General features: G+C 76.1%; 3 protein-coding genes. All 3 read right to left on the reverse strand.

The window, feature by feature from the left end; all coding sequences use genetic code 11:
• Window positions 1-1730 (reverse strand): type I polyketide synthase (locus tag ACFY23_RS31280; RefSeq protein ID WP_387039056.1); only part of this gene is annotated, 1730 nt, incomplete at its 3' end.
• 45 nt (window positions 1731-1775) lie between these two features.
• The gene (locus ACFY23_RS31285; protein ID WP_387039064.1) at window positions 1776-16448 is read right to left on the reverse strand and encodes a type I polyketide synthase; all 14673 of its coding nucleotides are present in this window, start codon (window positions 16446-16448) and stop codon (window positions 1776-1778) included.
• Window positions 16449-16467: 19 nt separating this feature from the next.
• Window positions 16468-26709 (reverse strand): type I polyketide synthase, encoded by a 10242-nt coding sequence (locus tag ACFY23_RS31290; protein WP_387039058.1) that lies wholly within the window; start codon window positions 26707-26709, stop codon window positions 16468-16470.
• Window positions 26710-26978: the final 269 nt, after the last annotated feature.

Consider the following 26978-nt stretch of genomic DNA (forward strand, 5'->3'; position numbering starts at 1 on the left):
AACGCGACCTCGCCCGGCGCACCGGCAACCCCGGCGACGACCTGCGGCGCGGGCCGACCCTCGGCGAGCGCGTCCAACGCGACGGTCAACTCGTCCCGATCGGCGGCGAAGACCACCGCCCGGTGGTCGAGGGGCGACCGGGAGACCGCCGAGGTCCAGGCGACGTCGGCCGGGCTCAGGTCGGCGTCGCCGGCGACGTACCCCGACCAGAGCTCGGCCTGGCGGCGCAGCGCGGTGCGGGTACGCCCGGTGAGCAGCACGGGCGCGGGCGCGGGGAGCTCCGCCCGCTCGGCGTCGGCGGGGGTCTCCTCGGGTTGTTCGAGGATGATGTGGGTGTTGGTGCCGCTCATCCCGAACGAGGAGACGGCGGCCCGGCGGGGCCGGTCCACCGCCGGCCACGGCGTCGGTTCGGTGACCAGGGCGACCGCGCCGGCGGTCCAGTCGACGTGCGGGGTGGGCTCGTCGACGTGCAGGGTGGGCGGCAGCACGCCGTGCCGCATCGCCAGGACCGTCTTGATGATCCCGGCGACCCCGGAGGCGGCCTGGGTGTGCCCGATGTTGGACTTGATCGACCCGAGCAGCAGCGGGGCGCCGTCGCCCCGGTCCTGCCCGTACGTGGCGAGCAACGCCTGCGCCTCGATCGGGTCGCCGAGGGTGGTGCCCGTGCCGTGTGCCTCGACGGCGTCGACCATGTCGGGGGTGAGCTTCGCGCTCGCCAGTGCCTGTCGGATGACCCGCTGCTGGGCGGGCCCGTTGGGGGCGGTGAGGCCGTTGCTCGCACCGTCCTGGTTGACCGCGGAGCTGCGGATGATCCCGAGCACCGGGTGACCGTTGCGGCGGGCGTCGCTGAGCCGCTCGAGCAGCAGCACGCCGACGCCCTCGGACCAGCCGGTGCCGTCGGCGGACGCGGCGAACGACTTGCACCGCCCGTCGGCGGCGAGGCCGCGCTGCCGGGAGAACTCGAGGAACGCGCCGGGGGTGGCCATGACGGTGGCCCCGCCGGCGAGCGCCAGGCCGCACTCGCGTTCGCGCAGCGCCTGGCAGGCCAGGTGGACGGCGACGGACGACGACGAGCAGGCGGTGTCGACGGTGACCGCGGGGCCTTCGAGCCCGAACGTGTACGCCAGCCGGCCGGAGACGACGCTGGCGGCGGTACCGGTGAGGACGTATCCCTCGACGCCGGGGGCGCGGTGCATGACGGCGGCGTAGTCTTGGCCGGAGGTGCCCATGAACACGCCGGTGCGGCTGCCCCGCAGCGACAGCGGCGCGATGCCGGCCCGCTCGAACAGCTCCCAGCTGGCCTCCAGCAGCAGCCGCTGCTGCGGGTCCATGGCGACGGCCTCGCGGGGCGAGATGCCGAACAGGGCCGCGTCGAACTGCCCGGCGTCGGACAGGAACCCGCCGGACGCGGTGTACGAGGTGCCGGGGTTGTCCGGGTCGGCGTGGTGCAGCCGGTCGAGGTCCCAGCCCCGGTCGGTGGGGAAGTCGCCGATGGCGTCCCCGCCCTCCGAGACCAACCGCCACAGCTCCTCCGGCGAGCTGATGCCGCCCGGGTAGCGGCAGCTCATGGCCACGATCGCCACCGGCTCGGACTCCTCGGCGGTGACCTCGCGCAGCCGCTGGCGGGTCTGGTGCAGCTCGGCCATGACACGCGTCAGGTAATCGCGGAGCCGCTCCTCGTCCGACATGGTCGATCCCGAGCCCTCGTTCTCCACCGGCACGTTCGCCATGGTTGGTCTCACTTCCTCGTTCATTACCGGTAGGTGACGCGTGCCTCAGGAGAGCCCGAGGTCCCTGTCCAAAAGATCGAAAAGCTCCTGGTTGCTGGCCGTCCGCAGCCGGTCGGCCACCTCGGCGGCCTCGTCGGGCCGCTCGCCGGCACCCCGCTCGGCGGCGCCGAGGCGCTCCAGCAGCCGGTGCAGCCGCATGGTGATCCGCACCCGGCCGATGTCGTCGGCCTCGCGCCGGACGAGCGCCTCCTCCAGCCGGTCGAGCTCCTCGACGGTGGGCAGCGCCTCCACCGACGCCTCGCTGACCAGTTCGGCCCGCAGGTGCTCGGCGAGGGCCTGCGGGGTCGGGTAGTCGAACACCACCGAGCTGGCCGGGCTGAGGCCGGTGGCCTTCGCCAGCCGGCCGCGCAGCTCCACGGCGGTCAGCGAGTCGAAGCCGAGGTCCCGGAACGGCCGGTCGGCCTCCAGGGCGTACGGGCTGTCGTGGCCGATCACCTCGGCGGCGGCGGTGCGGATCAGGTCGACCAGCAGCCGGTTCTGCTCGCTGACGGTGAGGTCGGCGAGCCGCTTGCGCAGCCCGGCGAGCACCTCGTCGCCGCACTCGTCGGCCGGGTCGGGACCGGTGTGCAGCGCCGCCACCTCGGGCAGGTCGCTGATCAGCGGCCGGGGCCGGGCGGAGGCGAAGACGGGGGCGAAGCGCGCCCAGTCGACGTCGGCGACGGTGAGCACCGCGCCGTCGCCCTCGACCGCGGCGCGCAGGGCGGCCATCGCCGGCTCCCGGTCGAGCAGCGTGACCCCGCGCCGGCTCATCGCCACGGCGAGGTCGTCGCTGATCATGCCGCCGCCGGCCCACGGCCCCCAGTTGACCGAGAGCACCCGGGCCCGGCCTGCGGGCCGGGACTGCGCCCAGGCGTCGAGGAAGGCGTTGCCGGCGGCGTACGCGCCGTGGTCGCCGACGCCCCAGGCCGCCGCGATGGAGGAGAAGTAGACGACCAGCTCCAGGTCGTCCGGGTCGAGCAGCTCGTCGAGGTGGCGGGCCCCGGCGGTCTTGCCGGAGACCACGTCGGCGAGTTCGTCGGCGGTGACCACCGCGACAGGGTTGAGGCGTCCGACGCCGGCGGCGTGCACCACGGCGCGCACGGTCTCGCCGTCGCGGCGCAGCCCGTCGACCAGGGCCGCGACGGCATCCCGGTCGGCGAGGTCGCAGGCGAGCACGGTGGCCTGCGCGCCCAGGTCGGCCAGCTCGGCGACGGTGTCGGCGACGCCCGGGGCGTCCGCGCCGCGCCGGCTGACCAGGATCAGCCGCCGGGTGCCGTGCCGGGCCAGCCACGTGGCGGCGTACCGGCCGATGGCGCCGGTGCCGCCGGTGATGAGCACGGTGTCCGGCGGCTGCCAGGCCGGGGCGTCGGGCGCCTCGGCGCGGGCCGCCCGGGCCAGCCGCCGCAGGTGCGTGCCCAGGGGGCGGACGGCGAGCTGGTCCTCGGCGTCGGTGTTGGTCAGCGCCCGCAGCAGGTGCTCCCCGGCGGCGGCGTCCAGCTCGACCGGCAGGTCGAGCAGGCCGCCCCAGTGCGCGGGGTGTTCCAGGGCGGTGACCAGGCCGAGGCCCCAGGTGGTGGCCTGGGCCGGGTGCGCGATGGTGTCGCCGGGGCCGGTGCTGACGGCCTGCCGGGTGAGCAGCCACAGCGGCCCGGCCGGCGCGCCGTCGGTGACGGCCTGGATGAGGGCGAGGTTGCCGGTGAGCCCGGCGGGCACGTTCGGGTGGTCGGGGTGGGCGCGCTCGTCCAGGGCGAGCAGCGAGACGACCCGGGTGGGTGGGCCGGCGGGCAGCAGCCCGGTCAGCTCGGCCCGGGTGACGGACGCGGGGTCGACCGCGACGGTCCGTACGTCGCCGCCGTGCGCGCCGATCAGCTCGGCGATCCGGTCGGCCGTCTCCGCCGCCGCGCCCGCCGGGACGACCAGCAGCCAGTCCCCCGTGGCGTCGCCGGCGGTGAGCCGCCGCTGCGGCCAGGTGATCCGGTAGCGCCAGCCGTCGACGAGCGCGTCGGCCTGCCGCCGGCGGTGCCACTCGGCGAGGGTGGGTAGCTGGGCGCGCAGCGGCTGGTCGGGGTCCACGCCGAACCGGGCCGCCAGCCCCTCGCCGTCGCCCGCGGCCACGGCCTGCCAGAACGCCTCGTCGGCGGTGCCGGCCACGGCGGTGGCCTGCTCGGCGGCGCCGACCACGTCGCCGGCGCCGACGGGCCAGAACCGCCGGTGCCGGAACGCGTACGTGGGCAGCTCGACCGGGTCGGCGGCCGGCAGCAGAGCCGCCCAGTCGACGCGTACGCCGTGGCTGTGCAGCCGGGCCAGCGCGCCGAGCAGGGCGGCCACCTCTCCCCGGCCGCGGCGCTGCGTTCCGGTGACGAGCGGGCCGTCGTCGGGCAGCGCGTCGGCGGCCAGGGCGGTGAGCACGGTGTCGGGGCCGACCTCCAGCAGCGTGCCCACCCCGAGGTCGCGCAGGTGGGTCACCGTGTCGGCGAACCGGACGGCCTCCCGCACGTGCCGCACCCAGTAGTCGGGGGTGCAGACCAGCTCGGGGTCGGCGACCCGGCCGGTCAGGTTGGACACCAACGGCACGGTCGGCGGGGCGTAGTCGAGGCCGGCGGCGACGGCGGCGAACTCGGCCAGCATCGGCTCCATCAGCGGGCTGTGGAACGCGTGGCTGACCTTCAGCCGCTTGACGCGTACGCCGAGCGCGGTGAAGTGCTCGGCCAGCTCGGTGAGCGCGTCGCCGTCGCCCGAGACCACCACGGCGGCCGGGCCGTTGACGGCGGCGACGGCGACCCGGTCGACGTACGGGGTGAGGGTGGGGGTCACCTCGGCCTCGCCGGCGGCGACCGCGAGCATCCCGCCGCCGGCCGGCAGCGCCTGCATGAGTCGGCCCCGGTGGCCGACCAGGGCGCAGGCGTCCGGCAGGGTGAGCACCCCGGCCACGTGCGCGGCGGCGATCTCGCCGACGGAGTGCCCGGCGACCAGGTCGGGGCGGACGCCCCAGCCTTCCAGCAGCCGGTGCAGCGCCACCTCGACGGCGAACAGTCCGGCCTGGGTGAAGACGGTCTGGTCCAGCAGCGCGGCCTCGGCGCTGCCCTCGGCGGCGAACAGCACGGTCCTCAGCGGCCTGGGCAGGTGGGCGTCGAGGTGCTGGCAGACCTCGTCGAGGGCCTCGGCGAAGGCGGGGAACGTCTCGTACAGCTCCCGGCCCATTCCCGCGTGCTGCGCGCCCTGGCCGGAGAAGAGCACGGCGACGGTGCCGCCGGACGCGGCGACGTCCCGGGTGAGGCTCGGATGGGTCTGCCCGGCGGCGAGCGCCCGCAGCCCGGCCACGTACCCCTCGCGGTCGGTGGCCAGCAGCACCGCGCGGTGCCGCAGGTGGGACCGGCCGGTGGCCAGCGCCCGGGCCACGGCCGCGTCGGCGGCGGGCTCGGTGGACGCCCACTCGGCGAGCCGGGCCGCCTGGGCACGCAGCGCGTCCTCGTCGGCGCCGGAGACCGCCCAGGGCAGCAGCGGCAGCGCCGGGGGCCGCGCGGCGTCGGTCCGCTCGACGTCGGTCCGCGGCGCGTCGTCCTCGGCCGGCGGCGCCTGTTCGAGGATGACGTGGGCGTTGGTGCCGCTGACCCCGAACGACGACACCGCGGCCCGGCGCGGCCGGTCCACGACGGGCCACGGCTGGGGCTCGGCGAGCAGCGCGACCGCGCCTTCGGTCCAGTCGACCTGCGGGGTGGGCTCGTCGACGTGCAGGGTGGGTGGCAGCACGCCGTGCCGCATCGCCAGCACCATCTTGATCACGCCGGCGACGCCGGCCGCGGCCTGGGTGTGGCCGATGTTCGACTTGACCGAGCCGAGCCACAGCGGCCGGTCGGCGGGCCGGTCCTGCCCGTACGTGGCGAGCAGCGCCTGCGCCTCGATCGGGTCGCCGAGGCGGGTGCCGGTGCCGTGGCCGTCGACGGCGTCCACGTCAGCCGGGGTGAGCCGGGCGTTGGCCAGGGCCTGCCGGATGACCCGCTGCTGGGCGGGGCCGTTGGGGGCGGTCAGCCCGTTGGACGCGCCGTCCTGGTTGGTCGCGGAGCCGCGCAACACGGCAAGCACGCGCCGGCCCTCGCGCCGGGCGTCGGAGAGCCGCTGCAGGAGCAGCAGGCCGACGCCCTCGCCCCAGCCGGTGCCGTCCGCGCCGGCCGCGAACGCCTTGACCCGCCCGTCGGCGGCGAGGCCACGCTGCCGGGAGAACTCCAGGAACGCGCCCGGCGTCGACATCACCGTGACACCGCCGGCCAGCGCCAGATCACACTCGCCGGAACGCAGCGCCTGCGCGGCCAGATGCAGCGCGACCAACGACGACGAACACGCCGTGTCCACGGTGACCGCGGGGCCCTGCAGGCCGAACGTGTAGGACAGCCGGCCGGAGACGACCGCCGCGGTGTTGCCCGTCGCCTGGAAGCCCTCGGTCTCGGCCCGCGCGGCCATCAGCAGGGTGGCGTAGTCCTGCCCGTTGGTGCCGACGAAGACGCCGGTGCTGCTCTCCCGCATGTCCGCGGGGGCGATGCCGGCGCGCTCGAACAGCTCCCACCCGGTCTCCAGCAGCAGCCGCTGCTGCGGGTCCATCACCAGGGCCTCGCGGGGCGAGATGCCGAACAGGCCCGGGTCGAACCCGCCGACGTCGGCGACGAAGCCGCCCTCGCGGACGTACGAGGTGCCGAGCCTGTCGGGGTCGGGGTCGTAGATGGCGTCGAGGTCCCAGCCCCGGTCGGCGGGGAACGGGGCGATGGCGTCGTGGCCCTCGGCCACCAGCCGCCACAGGTCCTCCGGGCTCGTCACCCCTCCCGGGTAGCGGCAGCTCATGGCGACGATGGCGATCGGCTCGTCCAGCGCGGCGGCGGCCTGTGTGGGGGCGGCCGTCTCGTCGGTCACGCCGAGGATCCGGTCGGCCAGCCAGCCGGCGAGCAGCGACGGGGTGGGCCGGTCGAAGACCAGCGTGGCGGGCAGCCGCAGCCCGACCGCCTCGCCCAGCCGGTTACGCATCTCCACGGCGCTGAGCGAGTCGAAGCCGATCTCCCGGAACGGCCGGTCCACGCCGATCGCCTCGGCGGAGGCGTGCCCGAGCACCGCCGCGGCGTGCATCCGGACCAGCTCCAGCAGGGTGCGGCGGCGCTCCTGCTCGGCCAGGCCGGCGAGCCGGTTGCGCAGGGGGGACGCCTCGGCCGGCTCGTCGTGGTCGCGGGCACGGGCGGCGGCGATGATCCGGGCGACCTCGGGAACGTCCTCGATCAGCGGCCGAGGACGGGTCATCGCGTAGGTCTGGTGGAACCGGTCCCAGGCGATGTCGGCCACGGTGAGGGTCGCCTCGTCGTGGGCGAGGGCCTGGGCGAGCACGGCGACGGCCAGGTCGGGGCGCATCGGCCGGACGCCGGAGCGGAACATGTGGTCGGCGGCGCCCTCGGCCTCCAGCATGCCGCCGCCGTCCCAGGCGCCCCAGGCCACGGCGGTGGCCGCGAGGCCCCGGCGACGCCGGTCCTCGGCGAGCGCGTCGAGGAACGCGTTGCCGGCGGCGTAGCTGCCCTGCAGACCGCCGCCCCAGACGCCCGCCCCGGAGGAGAACAGGACGAACGCGCCCAGGTCGCCGCCGAAGGTCTCGTCGAGGTTGACCGCGCCGGCGACCTTCGCGTGCAGGCCGTCGGCGAGCTCGGCCAGGTCGGTGCCGGCGAGCGGGCCCGCGTGGGCGACCCCGGCGGCGTGGAAGACCGCGTCGATCCGGACGCCCTGCCCGGCGAGCCGGTCGACGAGGCCGCGCAGCGAGTCGAGGTCGGCCACGTCGCAGGCCGCCACGGTGACGGTCGCGCCGAGCGCGGTCAGCTCCGCCTCCAGCGCGGCCGCACCGGCCGCCGCCGGGCCCTGCCGGCTGGTCAGCACGAGGTGGGACGCGCCGCCGCGGGCGAGCCAGCGGGCCACGTGCGCGCCGAGCGAGCCGAGGCCGCCGGTGACCAGGACGGTGCCGGCGGGCCGCCAGCCGGTGGCCGCCGGCGGGGTGTCCGTGCCGGCGCGGACGAGCCGGCGGGCGAACAGGCCGGAGGGGCGGACGGCGATCTGGTCCTCGTGCCCGGCCCCGGCGAGGACGGCGGCGAGCCGGCCCCGCGAGGTCCGGTCCAGGGCGGCCGGCAGGTCGACCAGGCCGCCCCAGCGCTCGGGGTGTTCCAGGGCGACCACCCGGCCGAGGCCCCAGACCGGGGCCTGCCGGGGGTGGTCGAGCGGGTCGGCGCGACCGGTGGAGACGGCGCCGCTGGTGGCGCACCACAGCGGGGCGGTGATCCCGAGGTCGCCGAGGGTCTGCACCAGGGCGAGCGTGCCGGCCAGCCCGGCGGGCACCACCGGGTGGTCCGGGTGGCCGGTCTCGTCGAGGGCGAGCAGGGAGAGCACGCCGGTGACGGCGTCGGCCTCGAGGTGGGCGAGCTGCCCGGCCAGCGCCGCGCGGTCCGGGTCGGCGACGGTCACCGGGACGACGTCGGCCCCGGCCTCGTCGAGGGCCTGGGCGACCTGCCCGACCAGCGGGTGGTCGGCGTACGCGGCGGGCGACACGAGCAGCCAGGTCCCGCCCAGCCGGGCGGAGGACGCGGCGGTGAGGGGCTTCCAGCGCACCCGGTAGCGCCAGGCGTCCACCGTGGACTCGTCGCGGCGCCGCTGCCGCCATCCGGAGAGCACCGGCAGCGCCTCGCCGAGGGTCCGCGCCGCGGTCCCGTCGATGCGCATGGCGGCGGCGAGGGCGTCCGCGTCGGCCCGCTCCACGGCGTCCCAGAACTGGCGGTCGACGGAATCCTCCACCGTGGACGCCGGGCCGGTGCGCAGCGGCGCCTCGGGCCAGTACCGCTGCCGGTGGAAGGCGTACGTCGGCAGCGGCACGGCCGGTCCGGTACGCACGCCGCAGACGGCGTGCCAGTCCGCGTCGACGCCGCGGACGTGCAGCTCGGCGAGGGCGGTGAGGATCCGGGGCCAGCCGCCCTCGCCGTGGCGCAGGGTGTCCACCACGGCCGCCTCGTGCTCGCTGGCGTCGATCGCCTCCCGCGTCCCGGAGCTGAGCGCGGGGTGCGGGCCGACCTCCAGGAAGACCTGGTGGCCGTCGTCGAGCAGGCTGCGCACGGCCCGCTCGACGTCCACCGTCTCCTGCAGGTTGCGGTGCCAGTAGTGGGCGTCGAGGGTGGTGGTGTCGGTCTGCCGGCCGGTCAGCGCGGAGTAGAAGGGCAGCTCGGCGGGGCGGGCGGTGATCCCGTCGAGGGCGCTCAGGAACCGGTCGGCGACAGCCTCGATCTGTGCGGGGTGGAGGGCGCCGTCGACGTCGAAGGCGTCGACCGTCCCGGCCTCGCCGGCGAGGTCGGCCAGCACCTGGCTGCGCAGGACCACGATCCGGGCGGCGTCCTCCAGGGAGAGGGCGCCGGCCACGCAGGCGGCGGCGATCTCCCCCTGGGCGTGCCCGACCACCGCGGCCGGCCGTACGCCGAGCGAGCGCCACAGCCGGGCCAGGGAGACCGTCACCGCCCAGAGGGCGGGCTCCAGCACGCCGGATGCGGCCAACGGCGGGGCGCCCTCGGCGCCGCGCAGCACGTCGGTCAGCGACCAGTCGACCCAGGACGCGAGGGCGGCCTCGCACTCGGCCATCGACGCGGCGAAGACCGGGGAGCTGTCCAGCAGCTCCGTCGCCATGCCCGGCCACGGCGAGCCGTGGCCGGAGAAGACGAAGACGGGGGCGGTGTTACGCAGGGCCGTACCGGTCACCACGGCGGGGGCGGACTGGCCGTCGGCGAGCGCGGTGAGGCCCCGGGTCAGCTCGGCCTGGTCCCGGCCGAGCACCACGGCCCGGTGCGGGAACGACGCCCGCGTGGTCGCCAGGGCGTACGCCACCTCGTCCGGTTGGATCTCGGGGTGCGCGGCGAGGTGCGACCGCAACCGGACGGCCTGCTCCCCCAGGGCGGTCCGGTCCGCGGCGGACAGCACGAGCGGGACGAGCCCGGCTTCGGCGGCGGTGCCGGGCCGGAACTCCGCCACGACCGTGGGCTCGGGGGCCTGCTCCAACACCACGTGGGCGTTGGTGCCGGAGATGCCGAAGGACGACACGGCGGCCCGGCGCGGCCGGTCGACGGCCGGCCACGGGGTCGCCTCGGTGGCGAGCGCGACGGCCCCGGCCGTCCAGTCGATGTGCGGCGAGGGCTCGTCGACGTGCAGCGTCGGCGGGACGAGGCCGTGCCGCATGGCGAGGACCATCTTGATCACGCCCGCCACACCCGCCGCGGCCTGCGTGTGCCCGATGTTCGACTTGATCGACCCCAGCAGCAGCGGCCGGTCGGCGGGCCGGTCCTGCCCGTACGTCGCCAGCAACGCCTGCGCCTCGATCGGGTCGCCGAGGGTGGTGCCGGTGCCGTGCGCCTCCACGGCGTCGACGTCGGCCGTGGTCAGGCGCGCGTTGGCCAGCGCCTGGCGGATGACCCGCTGCTGCGACGGACCGTTCGGCGCCGTGAGGCCGTTGGACGCGCCGTCCTGGTTCACGGCGGTGCCGCGCACGACCGCCAGGATGCGCCGGCCCTCCCGCTGGGCGTCGGACAGCCGCTGCACGAGCAGCACGCCGGCGCCCTCCGCCCATCCGGTGCCGTCGGCGGCGGCGGCGAACGACTTGCACCGCCCGTCCTGCGACAGCGCGCGCTGCCGCGAGAACTCGACGAACGTGCCCGGGGTGGCCATCACGGTCACGCCACCGGCCAACGCCAGGTCGCATTCCCCCGACCGCAGCGCCTGCGCCGCGAGGTGCAGCGCGACGAGGCTGGAGGAGCACGCCGTGTCGACCGTGACCGCCGGGCCCTCGAGCCCGAACGTGTACGCCACCCGGCCGGACAGCACGCTGCCGGAGGTGCCGGTGCCGATGTAGCCCTCCACCTCGGCGGGCAGGTCCAGCAGACGGGACGCGTAGTCGTGGTACATGACGCCCGCGAACACGCCCGTCCGGCTGCCCCGAAGCCGGTGCGGGTCGAGGCCCCCCGACTCGAACGCCTCCCACGAGGTCTCCAGCAGCAGCCGCTGCTGCGGGTCCATCGCAAGGGCCTCGCGCGGCGAGATCCCGAAGAAGCCCGGGTCGAACTCGGCGGCCCCGTACAGGAATCCGCCCTGCCGGGTGTACGACGTGCCGCTGCTGTTCGGGTCCGGGTCGAACAGCGACTCCAGGTCCCATCCGCGGTCGGCCGGGAACTCGCCGATCCCGTCCCCGGCCGTGGCCAGCAACTCCCACAACCGGTCCGGGCTGTCGACCCCGCCCGGGTACCGGCAGGCCATGCCGACGATCGCGATCGGCTCGCCGAAGCCGGTGCCCGTGGCCGCCTCGGCGGCGGCGACCGTGGCCGCCCGGCCGCCGGCCAGCTCGGCGTAGACCTGGTCGGCGAGGATCCGCGCGGTCGGGTAGTCGAACACCAGCGTCGACGGCAGCCGCAGCCCCGTCGCCGCGTTGATCCGGTTGCGCAGGTCGACGGCCGTCAGCGAGTCGAAGCCCAGCTCCCGGAACGCCCGGTCCCCCGGCACCGCCTCGGCGGTGCCGTGCCCGAGGACCTGGGCGACCAGGCCACGGACGAGAACATCGACCTGGTCGCGGGCCTCCTGCGGGTCCAGTCCGGCCAGCCGGTCGGCCCAGTTGCCCCGGCCCGCCTGCCGGCGGGCGTTGACCGCGCCCAGCAGCACCCGCAGCAGCGACGGCACCCGGCCGGCGACGACCTGCGCCCGCATCGCCGCCACGTCGATGACGGCCGGCACCAGCACGGGCCGGTCCGCGGCCAGGGCGGCGTCGAACAGCTCCAGGCCCGTCTCGGTGCTCATGCCGGTGATGCCGGCCCGGGTCGACCGGGCGCGGTCGGCGTCGCTCACCGACGCGGCCATGCCGGCGGTGTCCCACATGCCCCACGCCAGGCTGACGCCGGGCAGCCCCGCCTGCCGGCGGTGCACCGCGAGGGCGTCGAGGAAGGCGTTCCCCGCCGCGTACGCGGCCTGGCCCGGGGAGCCCAGCACGCCCGCCGCGGACGAGAACACCACGAACAGGTCGAGGTCCAGGCCGAGCGTCGCCTCGTGCAGCCACCAGCCGGCGGCGGCCTTCGGGGCCAGCACGCCGGCCAGCCGCTGCGGGCTGATCGCCGAGACCACGCCGTCGTCGAGCACGGCCGCGGTGTGCACCACACCGGCCAGTCGGCCGCCGACGCCGGCGACCAGCGCCGCCACCTGGTCGCGGTCGGTGACGTCGGCGGCGACGACCTCGACCCGGGCGCCGAGGCCGGTCAGCCGCTCCGCCAGCGCGTCCGCGCCGGGGGCGGCCGGGCCCCGCCGGGACACCAGCAGCAGCGACCGCGCCCCGTACGCCGTGACCAGGTGCTCCGCCACGAGGGCCGCCAGCGCCCCCGTGCCGCCGGTGACGAGGACCGTGCCGTCGCCGAGGGACGGCGCGTCCCCCGTCGAGGGGAGCGTGGCCCGGGCGAGGCGGGGGGTCAGGACCGCGTCGGCGCGCAGCGCCACCTGCCCGCCGGTGGCGGGCAGGTCGTCGGCGACGCCGGCCAGCACGGCGAGGGTGGCGGCGTCCGGGTCACGGTCGAGGTCGGCCAGCACCAGGCGCTCCGGGTGCTCGGACTGCGCCGAGCGGAGCAGGCCCCACACGGCGGCGCCGGGCAGGTCGGCGACCTGGTCGGCGTCGCGGGCCGCCACCGCGCCCCGGGTCAGCACCACCAGTCGGGAGTCGGCCAGGGCATCGGCGGCGAGCCACGCCTGCGCCACCCCGAGCACGTCCGTGGTCACCGCCCGGACCGCCCCCGGCACGTCCAGGCCGGACGGGGCGGACACCGGCAGCACGAGGATCCGCGGGGGCTCCTCCCCCGTCTCGGCCGCGGCGGCCAGCACCGCCGCCACGTCGGCGAACGCGGGCAGGCCGGCGAGGTTCGGCTGGTCCGCGTCGGCGAGCAACGCCCAGCCGGACAGGTCCTCGACCGCCGTGACCTCCTCGGCCTGCCAGACCACCTCGAACATCGACCGGGCCGCCGCGCCCGGGGCGGTCAGGCCGGTCATCTCCCGCAGGACCAGGGAGTCCACCGACACGACCGGCGCGCCCGTGGCGTCGGCGGCGACCAGCCGCACCGCCGAGCCGTCACGGGACAGCCGCACCCGCAACGCCGACGCGCCGGACGCGTGCACCTGGACGCCCTCGAACGCGAACGGCACCCGGGGGCCGTCGCCCGCATCGGCGAGCAGCACTCCGACGGGATGCAGGGCGGCGTCCAGCAGCGCCGGGTGCACCCCGAAGGCGCCGGCGGCGTCCGCCACGTCCTGCGGCAGGGCCACCTCGGCGTACACCTCGCCGTCGCCCGTCCACAGCCGGCGCAGCCCCCGGAACGCCGGCCCGTACGCGAGGCCGCGCCCGGCCAGCGCGTCGTACCAGTCGTCGAGCCGCACCTCGGTCGCGGCGGCGGGCGGCCACGCCCCCAGGCCGGGTTCCTCGGCGGTGGCGGGCTCCAGCACGCCCTCGGCGTGCCGCACCCAGCCGGCCTCCGGGTCCTCCTCGGACTGGGCGTGCACGGTCACCGCGCGGGCGCCGGCGTCGTCGGCCGGGCCGACGCGCACCTGCACCCGCATGCCCCCGGCTGGGGGCAGCGTCAGCGGCGCGGCGACGGTCAACTCCCGTACGCGGGAGGCGCCGATCTCGTCGCCGGCCCGCACCACCAGCTCTACCAGCGCCGTGCCGGGCACCACCACGACGTCGGAGACCGCGTGGTCGGCCAGCCACGGGTGGGTGGCCAGCGACAGCCGGCCGGTGAGCAGCACCATGTCCTCGCCGGCGACGGAGACCGCCGCGCCGAGCAGCGGGTGCCCGGCCGCGCCGAGTCCGGCGCCGGAGACGTCGGCGAGCCGGCCGACGGGCTCCAGCCAGTACCGCTCGTGCTCGAACGCGTACGTGGGCAGGTCCACCCGGCGGGCGCCGGTGTCGGCGAGCAGCGCGTCCCAGCCGACGGCGAGGCCGTCGGCGTGCAGCCGGGCGAGCCCCTCCAGCACGGCGCGGGGCTCCGGCCGGTCCTTGCGGACCAGCGGCACCAGCACCGCGGCCGGGTCGGTGAGGCAGCTCTGGGCCATGGCCGTGAGCACTCCGCTGGGCCCCAGCTCGACGTACGTGCCGACGCCGGCCTCGGCGAGCCGCCCGACGGCGTCGGCGAAGCGCACGGCCTCCCGGACGTGCCGCACCCAGTAGCCGGGGCTGCACAGCTGCTCCGGCTCGGCGATCCGGCCGGTCACGTTGGACACGATCGGCACGGTGGGCGGGCGGAACGTCAGGCCCTCGGCGACCGCCGCGAACTCGGCGAGCATGGGCTCCATCAGCGCGCTGTGGAAGGCGTGGCTGACCCGCAGCCGGTGGGTGGGCGTGCCCCGGCCGGCCCAGAGCGCGGCCAGCTCGTCGATGGCCTGCGCGTCGCCGGAGACGACGACAGAGGCGGGCCCGTTGACGGCGGCGATGTCGACGCGGCCGGTCACGCCGGACAGCGACTCGGCCACCGACGCCTCGTCGGCGGCGACGGCGAGCATCGCGCCGCCGGCCGGCAGGGCCTGCATGAGCCGGCCCCGGGCGGCGACCAGCGCGGCCGCGTCCGCGAGGGAGAGCACCCCGGCGACGTGCGCGGCGGCCAGTTCGCCGATCGAGTGGCCGACCAGGAAGTCGGGGACGACGCCGAACGACCCGGCGAGCCGGGCCAGGGCCACCTCGACGGCGAAGAGGCCGGCCTGGGTGAACACCGTCTGGTGCAGCAGCTCCGCGTCCGCGGTGCCGTCCTCGGCGAACATCACCTCCCGCAGCGGCCGCGGCAGGTGCGGGTCGAGCTGGGCGCAGACCTCGTCGAGGGCGGCGGCGAAGACCGGGTACGCCTCGGCGAGCTGCCGGCCCATGCCGGGACGCTGGGCGCCCTGGCCGGAGAAGAGGAACGCGACCCGGCCGCGGGAGGCGGCCGCGCCGGTGACCACCGAGGGGGCCGCCGCGCCGTCGGCGAGGGCGCGCAGCCCGGCGAGCAGGTCGGCGCGGTCGGCGGCGAGCACGACGGCCCGCCGGTCCAGCCCGCCCCGGCTGAGCGAGGACGCGGCCACGTCGACGGGCCGGGCCGAGGAGTCGGTGGCGAGGTGGTCGGCCCAGCGGCGGGCCTGCGCGGCGAGGGACCGCGGGCTGCGCGCGGACAGGAGCACCGGGACCAGCGGCGGCGGGGCCGCCTGCCCCGCCGGCTCCGGCTCCTCGGCGGCGGGGGCCTGTTCGACGATGACGTGGGCGTTCGTGCCGCTGACGCCGAAGGACGACACGGCCGCCCGCCGCGCCCGCTGCTTCTCCGGCCAGGGCCGGGCCTCGGTGAGCAGCTCGACGGCGCCGGCCGACCAGTCGACGTGCGGGGTGGGCTCGTCGACGTGCAGGGTGCGCGGCAGGACGCCGTGCCGCATCGCCATGACCATCTTGATGATGCCGGCGGCCCCGGCCGCGGCCTGGGTGTGACCGAGGTTGGACTTCACCGAGCCGAGCCACATGGGCTCCCCGTCGGCGCGGTCCTGCCCGTACGTGGCGAGCAACGCCTGCGCCTCGATCGGGTCGCCCAGGGTGGTGCCCGTGCCGTGCGCCTCGACCACGTCCACGTCGGCCGGGGAGAGCCGGGCGTTGGCCAGGGCCTGCCGGATGACCCGCTCCTGGCTGGGACCGTTCGGGGTGGTCAGGCCGCTGCTGGCGCCGTCCTGGTTGACGGCGCTGCCCCGGATCACCGCGTAGATCCGCCGGCCGTCGCGTTGCGCGTCCGAGAGCCGCTGGAGCAGCAGCACGCCGACGCCCTCGGCCCAGCCGGTGCCGTCGGCGGCGGCGGCGAACGACTTGCACCGCCCGTTGCCGGAGAGCCCGCGCTGCCGGGAGAACTCGGCGAAGACGCCGGGGGTGGACAGCACGGTCACACCGCCGGCCAGGGCGAGGTCGCAGTCGCGCTGACGCAGCGCCTGCACGGCGAGGTGCACAGCGACCAGCGACGACGAGCAGGCGGTGTCGACGGTGACGGCCGGCCCTTCGAGGCCGTACGTGTACGCCACCCGGCCGGACACCACGCTCCCGGAGTTGCCGGTGCCGAGGTACCCCTCCACACCCTCCGGCAGGTCCACCACCCGGGAGGCGTAGTCGTGGTACATCACCCCGGCGAACACCCCGGTACGGCTGCCGCGCAGTCGCTGCGGGTCCAGGCCGGCGGACTCGAACGCCTCCCAGGAGCTCTCCAGCAGCAGCCGCTGCTGCGGGTCCATGGCCAGGGCCTCGCGGGGCGAGATGCCGAAGAAGGCCGGGTCGAACTTGGTGGCCTCGTAGAGGAAGCCGCCCTTGTCGGTGTACGAGGTGCCCGGGTTGTCCGGGTCGACGTGGAACAGCCGCTCCAGGTCCCAGCCCCGGTCGGTGGGGAAGTCCCCCACCCCGTCCCGGCCGTCGGCGACCAGTCGCCACAGCTCGTCCGGGCTCGTGACGCCGCCCGGGTAGCGGCACGCCATGCCGACGATGGCCATCGGCTCGCGGTCCTTCGCCTCCACCTCGCGCACGCGCCGCCGTGCCTCGCGCAGGTCGGCCGTGGCGCGCCGGAGGTAGTCGAGGAACTCTTCCTCAGTGGGCATCGGGCCACTCCGTATCGGGGTCAGAGGTCCGGGACATGCGCGCTCAGGCCGTGCCGAGCTCGTCGTCGAGGAGGTTGAACAGCTCCTCCGCGCTGGCGGAGCTGAGGTTGCCGTCGGCCGCGGCGGCGTCGTCGGTGCCGCTGTCGGCGTACGTCCAGAGCGAGAGCAGCTCGCGCAGCCGGGCGGCGACGGCGGTCCGGTCGGTGTCGTCGGCGGCGACCGCACGCATGGCGGTCTCCAGCTTGTTGAGCTCGCCGAGCACCGACAGCGCGGAGGTGGTCCGCTCGGCGAGCAGCGACCCGCGTAGGTGGGCGACGATGGCCGCGGTGGTCGGCCGGTCGTAGATCAGGGTGGACGGCAGGCGCAGGCCGGTGGCGGCGCTGAGCCGGTTGCGGAACTCCACCGCGGTCAGCGAGTCGAAGCCCAACTCGACGAAGCCCTTCTCCTCGTCGATGTCGCGCATCGAGGAGTAGCCGAGCACCGCGGCCGCGTGGGTGCGGACCAGGTCGGACAGCACCCGGTCCCGCTCCCCCTCGGGGGTGGCGGCGAGGGTGTCCGCCAGCGCCGCCGCCGCGTCCGCCGCCGACGTCGCCGCCGCCGGTGCCCCGACGGTCGGGCGGACCAGGCCGTGCAGCAGCGGGGGCAGCGCCGGGCCGAGCCGGCCGAACACCCCGTGGTCCAGGCTCACGGGCACGACCACCGCGTCGCCGAGGCGCAGCCCCTCGCTGAACAGTTCCATGCCCTCGTCCGGGTCGAGGGGGTGGAAGCCGGCGCGGCTCATCCGCTCCTCGTCCACGTGCCCCTGCGGCCCGCCGGGCTCGTCGGGGTTGGCCCACGGCCCCCACGCCATCGAGGTGACGGCCAGCCCGCTCGCCCGGCGGTGGTGGGCGAGGGTGTCGAGGAACGCGTTCGCGGCGGCGTGGTTGGCCTGGCCGGGGCCGCCGAACAGCCCAGCCGCGGAGGAGAAGAGCACGAACGCGGCCAGGTCGAGCTTCTCGGTCAGCTCGTGCAGGTGCCAGGCGGCGTCCACCTTCGGCCCGAGGACCCTGTCGAACCGGGCCGGGGTGAGTGCCGGCAGCACCCCGTCGTCGAGGATCCCGGCGGCGTGCACGACGCCGACCAGCGGTCGGTCGGCGGGGATCTCGTCGAGCAGCACGGCGAGGGCGTTGCGGTCGGTGACGTCGGCGGCGGCGACCTGGGCGGTGGCGCCGAGCCCGGTCAGCTCCTCGACGAGTTCCGCCGCGCCCGGGGCGTCGAGGCCGCTGCGGCTGACCAGTAGCAGCCGGGGCACCGCGTACCGGGTGACGAGGTGCCGGGCGACCAGCCGGCCGATCACACCGAAGGCACCGGTGATCAGGACGGTGCCGGCGGACAGGTCCGGCGCCGGCCGGTCCTGCGGCGCCGGACCGAGCCGGGTCAGCCGGGGCACCCGGAGCTGACCGGCGCGGACGGCGAGCTGCGGTTCGCCGGTGCCCAGCGCCGCCGGCAGGGCCACCGCCGAGCGGGGGTCGTCGTCGAGGTCGAGCAGCACGAACCGGCCCGGGTTCTCCGACTGTGCGGAGCGGACCAGCCCCCACACCGTGGCGGCCGGCAGGTCGGCGGGCCGCTCGTCGCCGTCGACGCAGACCGCGCCCCGGGTGACGACGACGAGCCGGGCGTCCGCCAGCGGCTCGCGGGTGAGCCAGTCCTGCGCCAGCGCCAGCGTCTCGTGGCTGACCAGGTGCGCGGCCCGCGCCGGGCTCGGCTCGTCGGCGCGCTTCCCCACGCAGGTGGCGAGCACCGCGTCGGGCACGGCCGTCCCGCGGGTCACGGCCTCGACCAGCTCGTCGAGGTCCCGGTACGCCTCCGTGCCCGGCCACCCGTCGGCGTCGCCGAGCACGGCGATCCGGGCGGGCCGGCCCGTCGCGGGCTCGGGGGCGATCCAGTCGAGCCGGTGCAGCGACCGGTTCGCCGCCCGGCGGGCCGCGTCGAGCTGGTCGGTGCTGACCGGCCGCAGGACGAGGGAGTCGAGGGACGCGACGGGCACGCCGGAGGTGTCCGTGACGGTCGCCGCCACCGACGCCTCGGTGACCGTGAGTCGGACCCGCAGCTCACGGGCCCGGGTGGGCTGGATGGCGACGTCCGTCCAGGAGAACGGCAACCCGGTCTGCGTCGCGCTCGGCTGCGCCTCGGTGTCGACGCGGTCGAGGACGCTGGCGCCGATGGCGTGCAGAGCGGCGTCGAGCAGCACCGGGTGCACCGAGAAGGCGGCGCTGTCGGTGGCCGCGTCGACGTCCAGCGCCACCTCGGCGAGGATGTCGCCGCCGCTGCGCCAGGCCGCGCGCAGGGCCTGGAAGACCGGTCCGTAGTGGTAGCCCTGCTCGGCGAGGTGCGGGTAGAGGGCGTCCAGCGCGATCGGCTCGGCGTCGGCGGGGGGCCAGGCGCCGGCCGGGGCCGCCGTCACCGCCCGGGTGGGGGCGAGCAGGCCCGTGGCGTGCCGCTGCCACTGCCGGGTCTTCTCCGGCCGGTCGGTGCCGTCGTCGACGTACGAGTGGATGGCGACCGGGCGGCAGCCGTCGGCGTCGGCCGGGCCGACGCGGACCCGCAGGTCGACGCCGCCGGTCCCGGGGACGACGAGAGGCGCCTCCAGGACCAGCTCCGCCACGTGGGCGGTGCCGACGCCCCGGCCGCTGGACGACGCCAGCTCCACCATGGCCGTGCCGGGCAGCAGGGCCGTGCCGAGCACGGCGTGGTCGGCCAGCCACGGGTGGGTGGCCAGCGACAGCCGGCCGGTGAGCAGCAGGCCCTCGTCGCCGGGCAGGTCGGCCGCCGCGCTGAGCAGCGGGTGGTCCACCGGGTCGAGGCCGACCGACGGCAGCCCCGCCCGGCTGGCGCCGCCGCGCGACAGCCAGTACCGGTCCCGCCTGAACGGGTACGTGGGCAGGTCGACGGTCGGCGCGGGCGTGAGGACCTTCGCCAGGTCGACGGGCAGGCCGATCGCGTACGCGGTGGCCAGGTTCGTCAACAGCCGCGTCGGATCATCATCACCCCGCCGCAAGCTACCCAGCGTGTGCCCCGTGCTGCCGGTGTCGTCCAGGATCGCCGTCACCGGCATCGTCAACACCGGATGCGCCGACACCTCCACGAACGTGGTGTGCCCCGCCGCGACCGCCACCCGCACCGCCGCGTCGAACCGCACCGGATTCCGCAGGTTCTCATACCAGTAACCGCCATCCATGACGGTCGGATCAGCCCAGTCACCAGTCAGCGTCGACACCAACGGAACGTCCCCGCGCCGCGGCTCCAGACCCGCCAGATCCGCCAACATCTGATCACGAATTTGCTCGACCGCCGGGGAGTGCGAGGCGTAGTTGAACCGGATCGGCCGCGCCCGCACCCCCTCGGCCCGGAACACCTCCACCAACTCCGCCACCTGCTCCGGCGGCCCGGAAACCACCACCGTCGCCGGCCCGTTCACCACCCCCACCACCACCTCGGGATGATCCACCAGACGAGCCGTCACCTCGTCGGCCGGCAGGTCCACCGCCGCCATCGCCCCCGTACCCGCAAGACCGGCCAGGGCACGAGCCCGCAGAATCACCGCCCTCGCCGCATCATCCAGGGACAGCACACCCGCCACACAAGCCGCCGCGATCTCCCCCTGCGAATGACCAATCACCACCTGCGGAGTCACCCCCGCCTGCCGCCACACCTCCGCCAAAGACACACCCACCGCGAACAACACCGGCTGCAGGATCTCGACCCGGTCCAACCAGGACTCGTCATCCCCGGTCAACACCGACACGATGTCCACATCCAGATACGGCGCGAACGCCCGCTGACACTCCGCCAGCCGCGCATCAAACGCCGCACACCGCCCCACCAGACCCGCCGCCATCCGCGCCGACTGGCCACCCTGACCGGGGAACACGAACACCACCCCGTGGTCGGACGCCGTTCCGCCGACGACGTGGCCGGCGGGCGCGCCGGTCGCCAGGGCGTCCAGGCCGGCCAGCAGCTCCTCGGTGTTCGCCCCGACGACGGCGGCGCGCTGCTCCAGTGCGGCCCGGGTGGTCGCCAGCGACCACGCCACGGCGGCCGGGTCGAGGTCGTCGTGCTCGCGGACGTGCCGCGCGAGCCGTTCCGCCTGGGCCCGCAGTGCCGCGCCGGACCGCGCCGACAGCGGCCACAGCACCACGTCCGAGCCGACCAGCCGGTCGGGGCCGCCCTCGGCGGGCGGGCCGGCCTCGGTGGGCTCGGCGTCGGCGTCCGGCTCGGCGGGCTCCTCCGGCTGTTCGACGATGATGTGGGCGTTGGTGCCGGAGACACCGAACGACGACACCGCTGCCCGGCGCGGCCGGCCCGTCTCCGGCCACGGCCGCTGCTCGGTGACGAGCGTGACGGCCCCGGCCGTCCAGTCGATGTGCGGGGAGGGCTCGTCCACGTGCAGGGTCGCGGGGACGACCCCGTGCTGGATGGCCTGCACCATCTTGATCACACCGGCCATCCCGGCCGCGGCCTGGGCGTGCCCGATGTTCGACTTGATCGAGCCGAGCAGGAGCGGCTCGGCGTCGCCCCGGTCCTGCCCGTACGTGGCCAGCAGCGCCTGCGCCTCGATCGGGTCGCCGAGAGTGGTGCCGGTTCCGTGTGCCTCGGCCACGTCCACGTCGGCCGTGGTCAGCCGGGCGTTGGCCAGCGCCTGGCGGATGACCCGCTGCTGGGACGGCCCGTTCGGGGCGGTCAGCCCGTTCGACGCCCCGTCCTGGTTGACCGCGGAGCCGCGCAGCACGGCGAGGACGCGGTGGCCGTTGCGCCGCGCGTCGGAGAGCCGCTCGACCAGCAGCATGCCGACGCCCTCGGCCCACCCGGTGCCGTCGGCGGCGGCGGCGAACGACTTGCACCGCCCGTCGCCGGCGAGACCGCCCTGGCGGGAGAACTCGGCGAAGGTGTCCGGGGTGGCCATCACGGCGACACCGCCGGCGAGGGCGAGATCGCACTCGCCCCGGCGCAGCGCCTCGCCGGCCAGGTGCAGCGCGACCAGCGACGACGAGCAGGCGGTGTCCACGGTGATGGCCGGGCCCTCCAGCCCGAGCGTGTACGCCACCCGGCCGGAGATGACGCTGTGCGAGCCGCCGGTCATCAGGTAGCCCTCGGTGCCCTCCGGCACCTCGGTCAGCCCGCTGCCGTAGCCGGAGGTGGACGCGCCGACGTACACGCCGGTGCGGCTGCCCTTGAGGGCGGTCGGGTCGAGCCCGGCCCGTTCCAGCACCTCCCAGGACGCCTCCAGGGTGAGCCGCTGCTGCGGGTCCATCGCCAGGGCCTCGCGGGGCGAGATGCCGAAGAACGCCGGGTCGAAGCCGGTCACGTCGTAGAGGAAGCCGCCGGCCGGGGTGTAGCCGCTGTCCGGCGCGGGGGTGTCCCAACCCCGGTCGGTGGGAAACTCGCCGATCGCGTCGACGCCCTCGGTGACGAGCCGCCACAGCTCCTCGGGGCTGCCGGCGCCTCCCGGGTAGCGACAGGCCATGCCGACGATGACGATCGGCTCGCCGGCGGTGACGGCGACCGCGACGGGCGCGGCGGCGCGGTCCGCGCCGAACGCCGTCTCGCGCAGGTGCCGGGCCAGGTCGGCCGGGGTGGGGTGGTCGAAGACGAGGGTGGCCGGCAGCCGCAGCCCGGTGGCCTCGTTCAGCCGGTTACGGAAGTCCAGGGCGGTGAGCGAGTCGAAGCCGAGGTCCTTGAACGGCCGGCCGCGCAGGTCGTCCGGGGTGGCGTGGCCGAGCACGCGGGCGGCCTGCTCGTTGACGAGCCGGAGCAGCTCCCGCTCCTGCTCGGCCCCGGGCAGGTCGGCCAGGTGGCGCAGCGCGTCGGTCGCGCCGGCCGGCGCGTCGGTCTCCGCCTCGGCCTCGGCCAGCGCCCGCACAGTGGGCAGCTCCGAGAGGAACGGGCTGGGCCGGGCCAGGGTGAACGCCGGGTGGAAGCGGCTCCAGTCGACGTCGGCGACGGTCAGGCAGGTCTCGCCCTGCTCGACGGCGCGGCGCAGGGCGAGCAGCGCGTCGGCCGGCTGCATCGGGTTGAGGCCGCGTCGGCTGAGCAGTTGTCGGGTTTCCTCGGTGGTGGCCATGCCGCCCTCGGCCCAGGCGCCCCAGGAGATCGAGGTGGCGGTGAGCCCCCGGGCGCGGCGCTGCTCCGCGAGCGCGTCGAGGTACGCGTTGGCCGCGGCGTACCCGCACTGGCCGGCGCTGCCCCACACCGCGGCGATGGAGGAGAACGTGACGAAGGCGTCGAGTTCCCGGTCCGCCAGGAACTCGTCGAGGTGCAGCGCGCCGAGCACCTTGCCGGCGATGACGTGGTCGAACACGTCGAGGCCGGTGTCGACCAGCGGGGTGAGGTGGTCGGTGCCGGCGGCGTGCAGCACGGCGGTCAGCGGGGCCACGTCGTCCAGGCCGGCGACCAGCGCGGCGACCTGGTCACGGTCGGCCATGTCGCAGGCGACCACGCTGACCCGTACGCCCGTGGCGGCCAGTTCGTCGACCAGCTCACGCGCGCCGGCGGCGTCGAGGCCGCGGCGGCTGGTCAGCACCAGGTGCTCGGCGCCGTTGCCGGCGAGCCAGCGCGCGGCCTGCGCCCCGATCGCACCCGTGCCGCCGGTGATCAGCACGGTGCCGCGCGGCTGCCACGGGATCGCCTGCCCCGAGGGGCGGGCGGTGGCGGTGTGGAGCCGCCGGACGAACGTACCGGACGGACGCACCGCGAACTGGTCCTCGTCCCCGGCGCCGCCGGTGAGGATCCGGGCGACCTCCGCCCAGGTCGCCGAGTCGGGCTCGGCGGGCAGGTCCACGAGCCCACCCCACTGCCGCGGGTATTCCAGGCCCACCACCCGGCCCAGCCCCCACAGCGCGTGCTGCGCGGCGCTGACGACCGGCTCCGCCGGGCCCGTGCCGACCCCGCCACGCGTCACGCACCACAGCGGCGCGGACACCTCGGCGTCCTGCAACGCCTGCACCAGGCGCGTCGTCGCGACCAGCCCGGTGGCGACGCCCGGGTGACCGGGGAACTCCGCATCCACCAGGCCGAGCAGGGACACCACCCCGGCCAGCGGCGCGTCCGCGTGCCCGGCCAGCCGCTGTGCCAGCTCCTCCCGGGACACCACGGCCGGGTCGACGGCCAACGACCGCACCGCCGACCCGCCCGGCAGTGCTGCGGCGAGCAGGTCCAGCCAGCCGTCGACCGTCGCGTCGTCGGCGGGCCGCACCACCAGCAGGTCGCCGGCCGCGACGGCACCGCCGGCCGCCGCCACCCGCTTCCACACCACGCGGTACGACCAGCCGTCCAGCACCGCCCGCTGCAACCGGGCCTTGCGCCACGAGGACAGCACCGGCAGCGCCGGGGCGAGCACCTCCGCGTCGGCCGCGCCACCCTCGAGCTGCGCGGCCAGGGCCGCCACGTCGGAGTTCTCCACGGCCGACCAGAACTCGACGTCGACCACGTCGGGGCTGACCGGACCGGCGACGGCCGGTGCCACCTGCTCCGGCCAGTACCGCTCGGCCTGGAAGGCGTACGTGGGCAGGCCGGTGAGGATCGGCGCGGGGGCGAGGACCCGGCGGTAGTCCACCGGCAGCCCGTTCGCGTGGGCGGCGGCGATGCTGGTCAGCAGCCGGACGCGGGCGTCCTCACCGCGACGCAGCGTCGCCAACGCCCGACCGGCGACGCCCGTGTCGTCCAGGATCGCGGTCACCGACATGCTCAGCACCGGGTGCGGGGAGACCTCCACGAAGTCCGTGTGGCCGGCGTCGATCGCGGTACGCACCGCGGTGTCGAACAACACCGGCAGACGCAGGTTCTCCGCCCAGTAGTCCGCGTCCATCCGAGCGCCGTCGAGCCAGGTCCCCGTGACGGTCGAGATGATCCGGACGTCGCCGTCACTCGGGGCGAGACCAGCCAACTCGACACGCACCCGATCGGAGACCGGCTGCACCGCCGGAGAGTGCGAGGCGTAGTCCACGGCCACCAACCGGGCCCGCACACCATCGGCGACACACGCCGCCACCAGATCGGCGACCGGCTGCGGCGGCCCCGCGACCGCGGTGGTGCCGGGGCCGTTGATGACGGACACGGTCACCCCCTCGGGCAGCCGTGCGTTGACCTCAGCGGCGGGCAAATCGATCGCGGCCATCGCCCCGGTGCCGGCGATGGTGGCCAGCGCCCGGACCCGCAGCGCCAGGACCTTGACGGCGTCGGCCAGCGACAGCACCCCGGCGACATGAGCGGCCACGATCTCACCCTGCGAGTGACCGATCACCGCCTTCGGGGCCATCCCCGCCTGCCGCCACAACCGCGCCAAACCCACACCGACCGCGAACAACGCCGGCTGCGCCACCTCCGAGCGAGCCAGCCACGAATCGTCGGCACCGGTCAGCACCGCGACCACATCGATGTCCAGCCACCGGTCGAACTCCGCCTGACACTCGGCGAGAGCCTCGTCGAACACCGGACACGCACCGATCAACCCGGCCGCCATCGCCACGTGCTGCGCGCCCTGACCAGGGAACACCCAGACCGGACCCTCCCCCGGCTCACCGGCCACGCCGGTGACGACCGTGCCGGCGGGGGTGCCGGCGGCCAGGGCGTCCAGCCCCGCGAGAAGCTGCGCCGGATCGTCGGCCACCACCGCCGCCCGGTGCTCGAACGCGGACCGCGTGGTCGCCAACGACCAGGCCAGCCGGGCCGGATCGACATCACCGTGAGCGCGGACGTACCGGGCGAGCCGGGCGGCCTGCTCCCGCAGCGCGGACGTGGACCGGGCCGACAACGACCAGACCGTGGCAGGAGACGCGAGCAGGCCGGGCTGCTCCGGTGCGGGCGCCGGCGCGGCGGCGGGGTCGGTCGCCGCCTCCGGGGCGGTGTCGCCGTCCGGGGTTTCCTGGGGCGCCTCCTCGATGATCACGTGGGCGTTGGTGCCGCTCATCCCGAACGAGGAGACCCCGGCGCGGCGGGGCTGCTCCCCACGCGGCCAGGGCAGCGCCTCGGTCAGCAGTGACACCGCGCCGGCCGACCAGTCGACGTGGGGGGTGGGCTCGTCGACGTTCAGGGTGGCCGGCAGCGTGTCCTGCCGCAGGGCCATGACCATCTTGATCACCCCGGCGACGCCGGCGGCGGCCTGGGTGTGGCCGATGTTCGACTTGACGGAGCCCAGCCGCAGCGGGCGGTCCGCCGGCCGTCCCTGCCCGTACGTGGCGAGCAGAGCCGTGGCCTCGATCGGGTCGCCGAGGCTCGTGCCGGTGCCGTGCGCCTCCACCGCGTCGACCTGCTCCGGGGAGAGTCGCGCGCTGGCCAGGGCCTGGAGCACGACCCGCTGTTGGGACGGGCCGTTGGGGGCGGTGAGGCCGTTGGACGCGCCGTCCTGGTTGACGGCACTGCCGCGCACCACGGCGAGGACGGGGTGGCCGTTGCGGCGGGCGTCGGAGAGCCGCTCCACGAGCAGCATGGCGGCGCCCTCGCCCCAGGCGGTGCCGTCGGCGGCGGCGGCGAACGCCTTGATCCGCCCGTCGGGGGCGAGCCCGCGCTGGCGGGAGAAGCCGACGAACGCGCTGGGGGTGGACAGGATGGTGGCGCCGCCGGCCAGCGCGAGGGTGCACTCGCCCTGACGCAGGGCGTGACAGGCCAGGTGCAGCGCGACCAGGGACGAGGAGCAGGCCGTGTCGACGGAGACGGCGGGGCCCTCGAGCCCGAGCGAGTACGCGATGCGGCCGGAGACCACGCTGGCGGCGGTACCGGTGAGGACGTACCCCTCGACGCCGGGCGGGGGCGGCTGGAGCAGCGCCGCGTAGTCCTGGACGGTGGTGCTGGCGAAGACGCCGACCTGGTGGCCGCGCAGCGTGGCCGGGTCGATGGCGGCGTGTTCGAACGCCTCCCACGAGGTCTCCAGCAGCAGCCGCTGCTGCGGGTCCATGCCCAGCGCCTCGCGCGGCGAGATGCCGAAGAAGCCGGGGTCGAACTCGGTGGCCGAGTCGAGGAAGCCGCCCTGTCCCACGTACGAGGTGCCGGGATGGTCGGGGTCCGGGTGGATCAACCGCTCCAGGTCCCAGCCGCGGTCGGTGGGAAAGTCGACCATGGCGTCGCGACCGGAGGCGACCAGCCGCCACAGGTCCTCGGGCGAGCGCACCCCGCCGGGGAATCGGCAGCCGATACCGACGATGGCGATGGGCTCCCGGTGCGCCGCCTCCAGTTCTCCGAGCTTCCTCCTGGTCTGGTGGAGGTCCGCGGTAACCCATTTGAGGTATTCCCGGAGAGTGTCTTCAGTCGCCATTAACGCCACCTTTTCGGGCCGGAAAAAGGCGACCCGATACCGTCCACAGACGCCTCAAGCCGCGACACCACAGCCCATTAAGCCCGACCACGAATTGCAAAAATCAACAGCGTTGCAGTGCCCACCAGGTCCTACTTCCCGGAGGAAGGTAAGTGTCGGCCGACAGCGGTCACAACCCCTAGCGTCCCCTACGGCCGCCCCTAGCAGGACCACCGCCGGAACGGCCGCAGGCTGGCCCGCCGACCCGCCGCCGCCGACCCCACGGGGCC

This window comes from Micromonospora sp. NPDC000121 (assembly GCF_042899165.1).
Lineage (GTDB): Bacteria > Actinomycetota > Actinomycetes > Mycobacteriales > Micromonosporaceae > Micromonospora.

What these genes read in the sequence shown, in the direction of transcription:
- ACFY23_RS31290 (WP_387039058.1), bottom strand. Translation starts at nt 26,709, where the DNA reads ATGGCGACTGAAGACACTCTCCGGGAATACCTCAAATGGGTTACCGCG.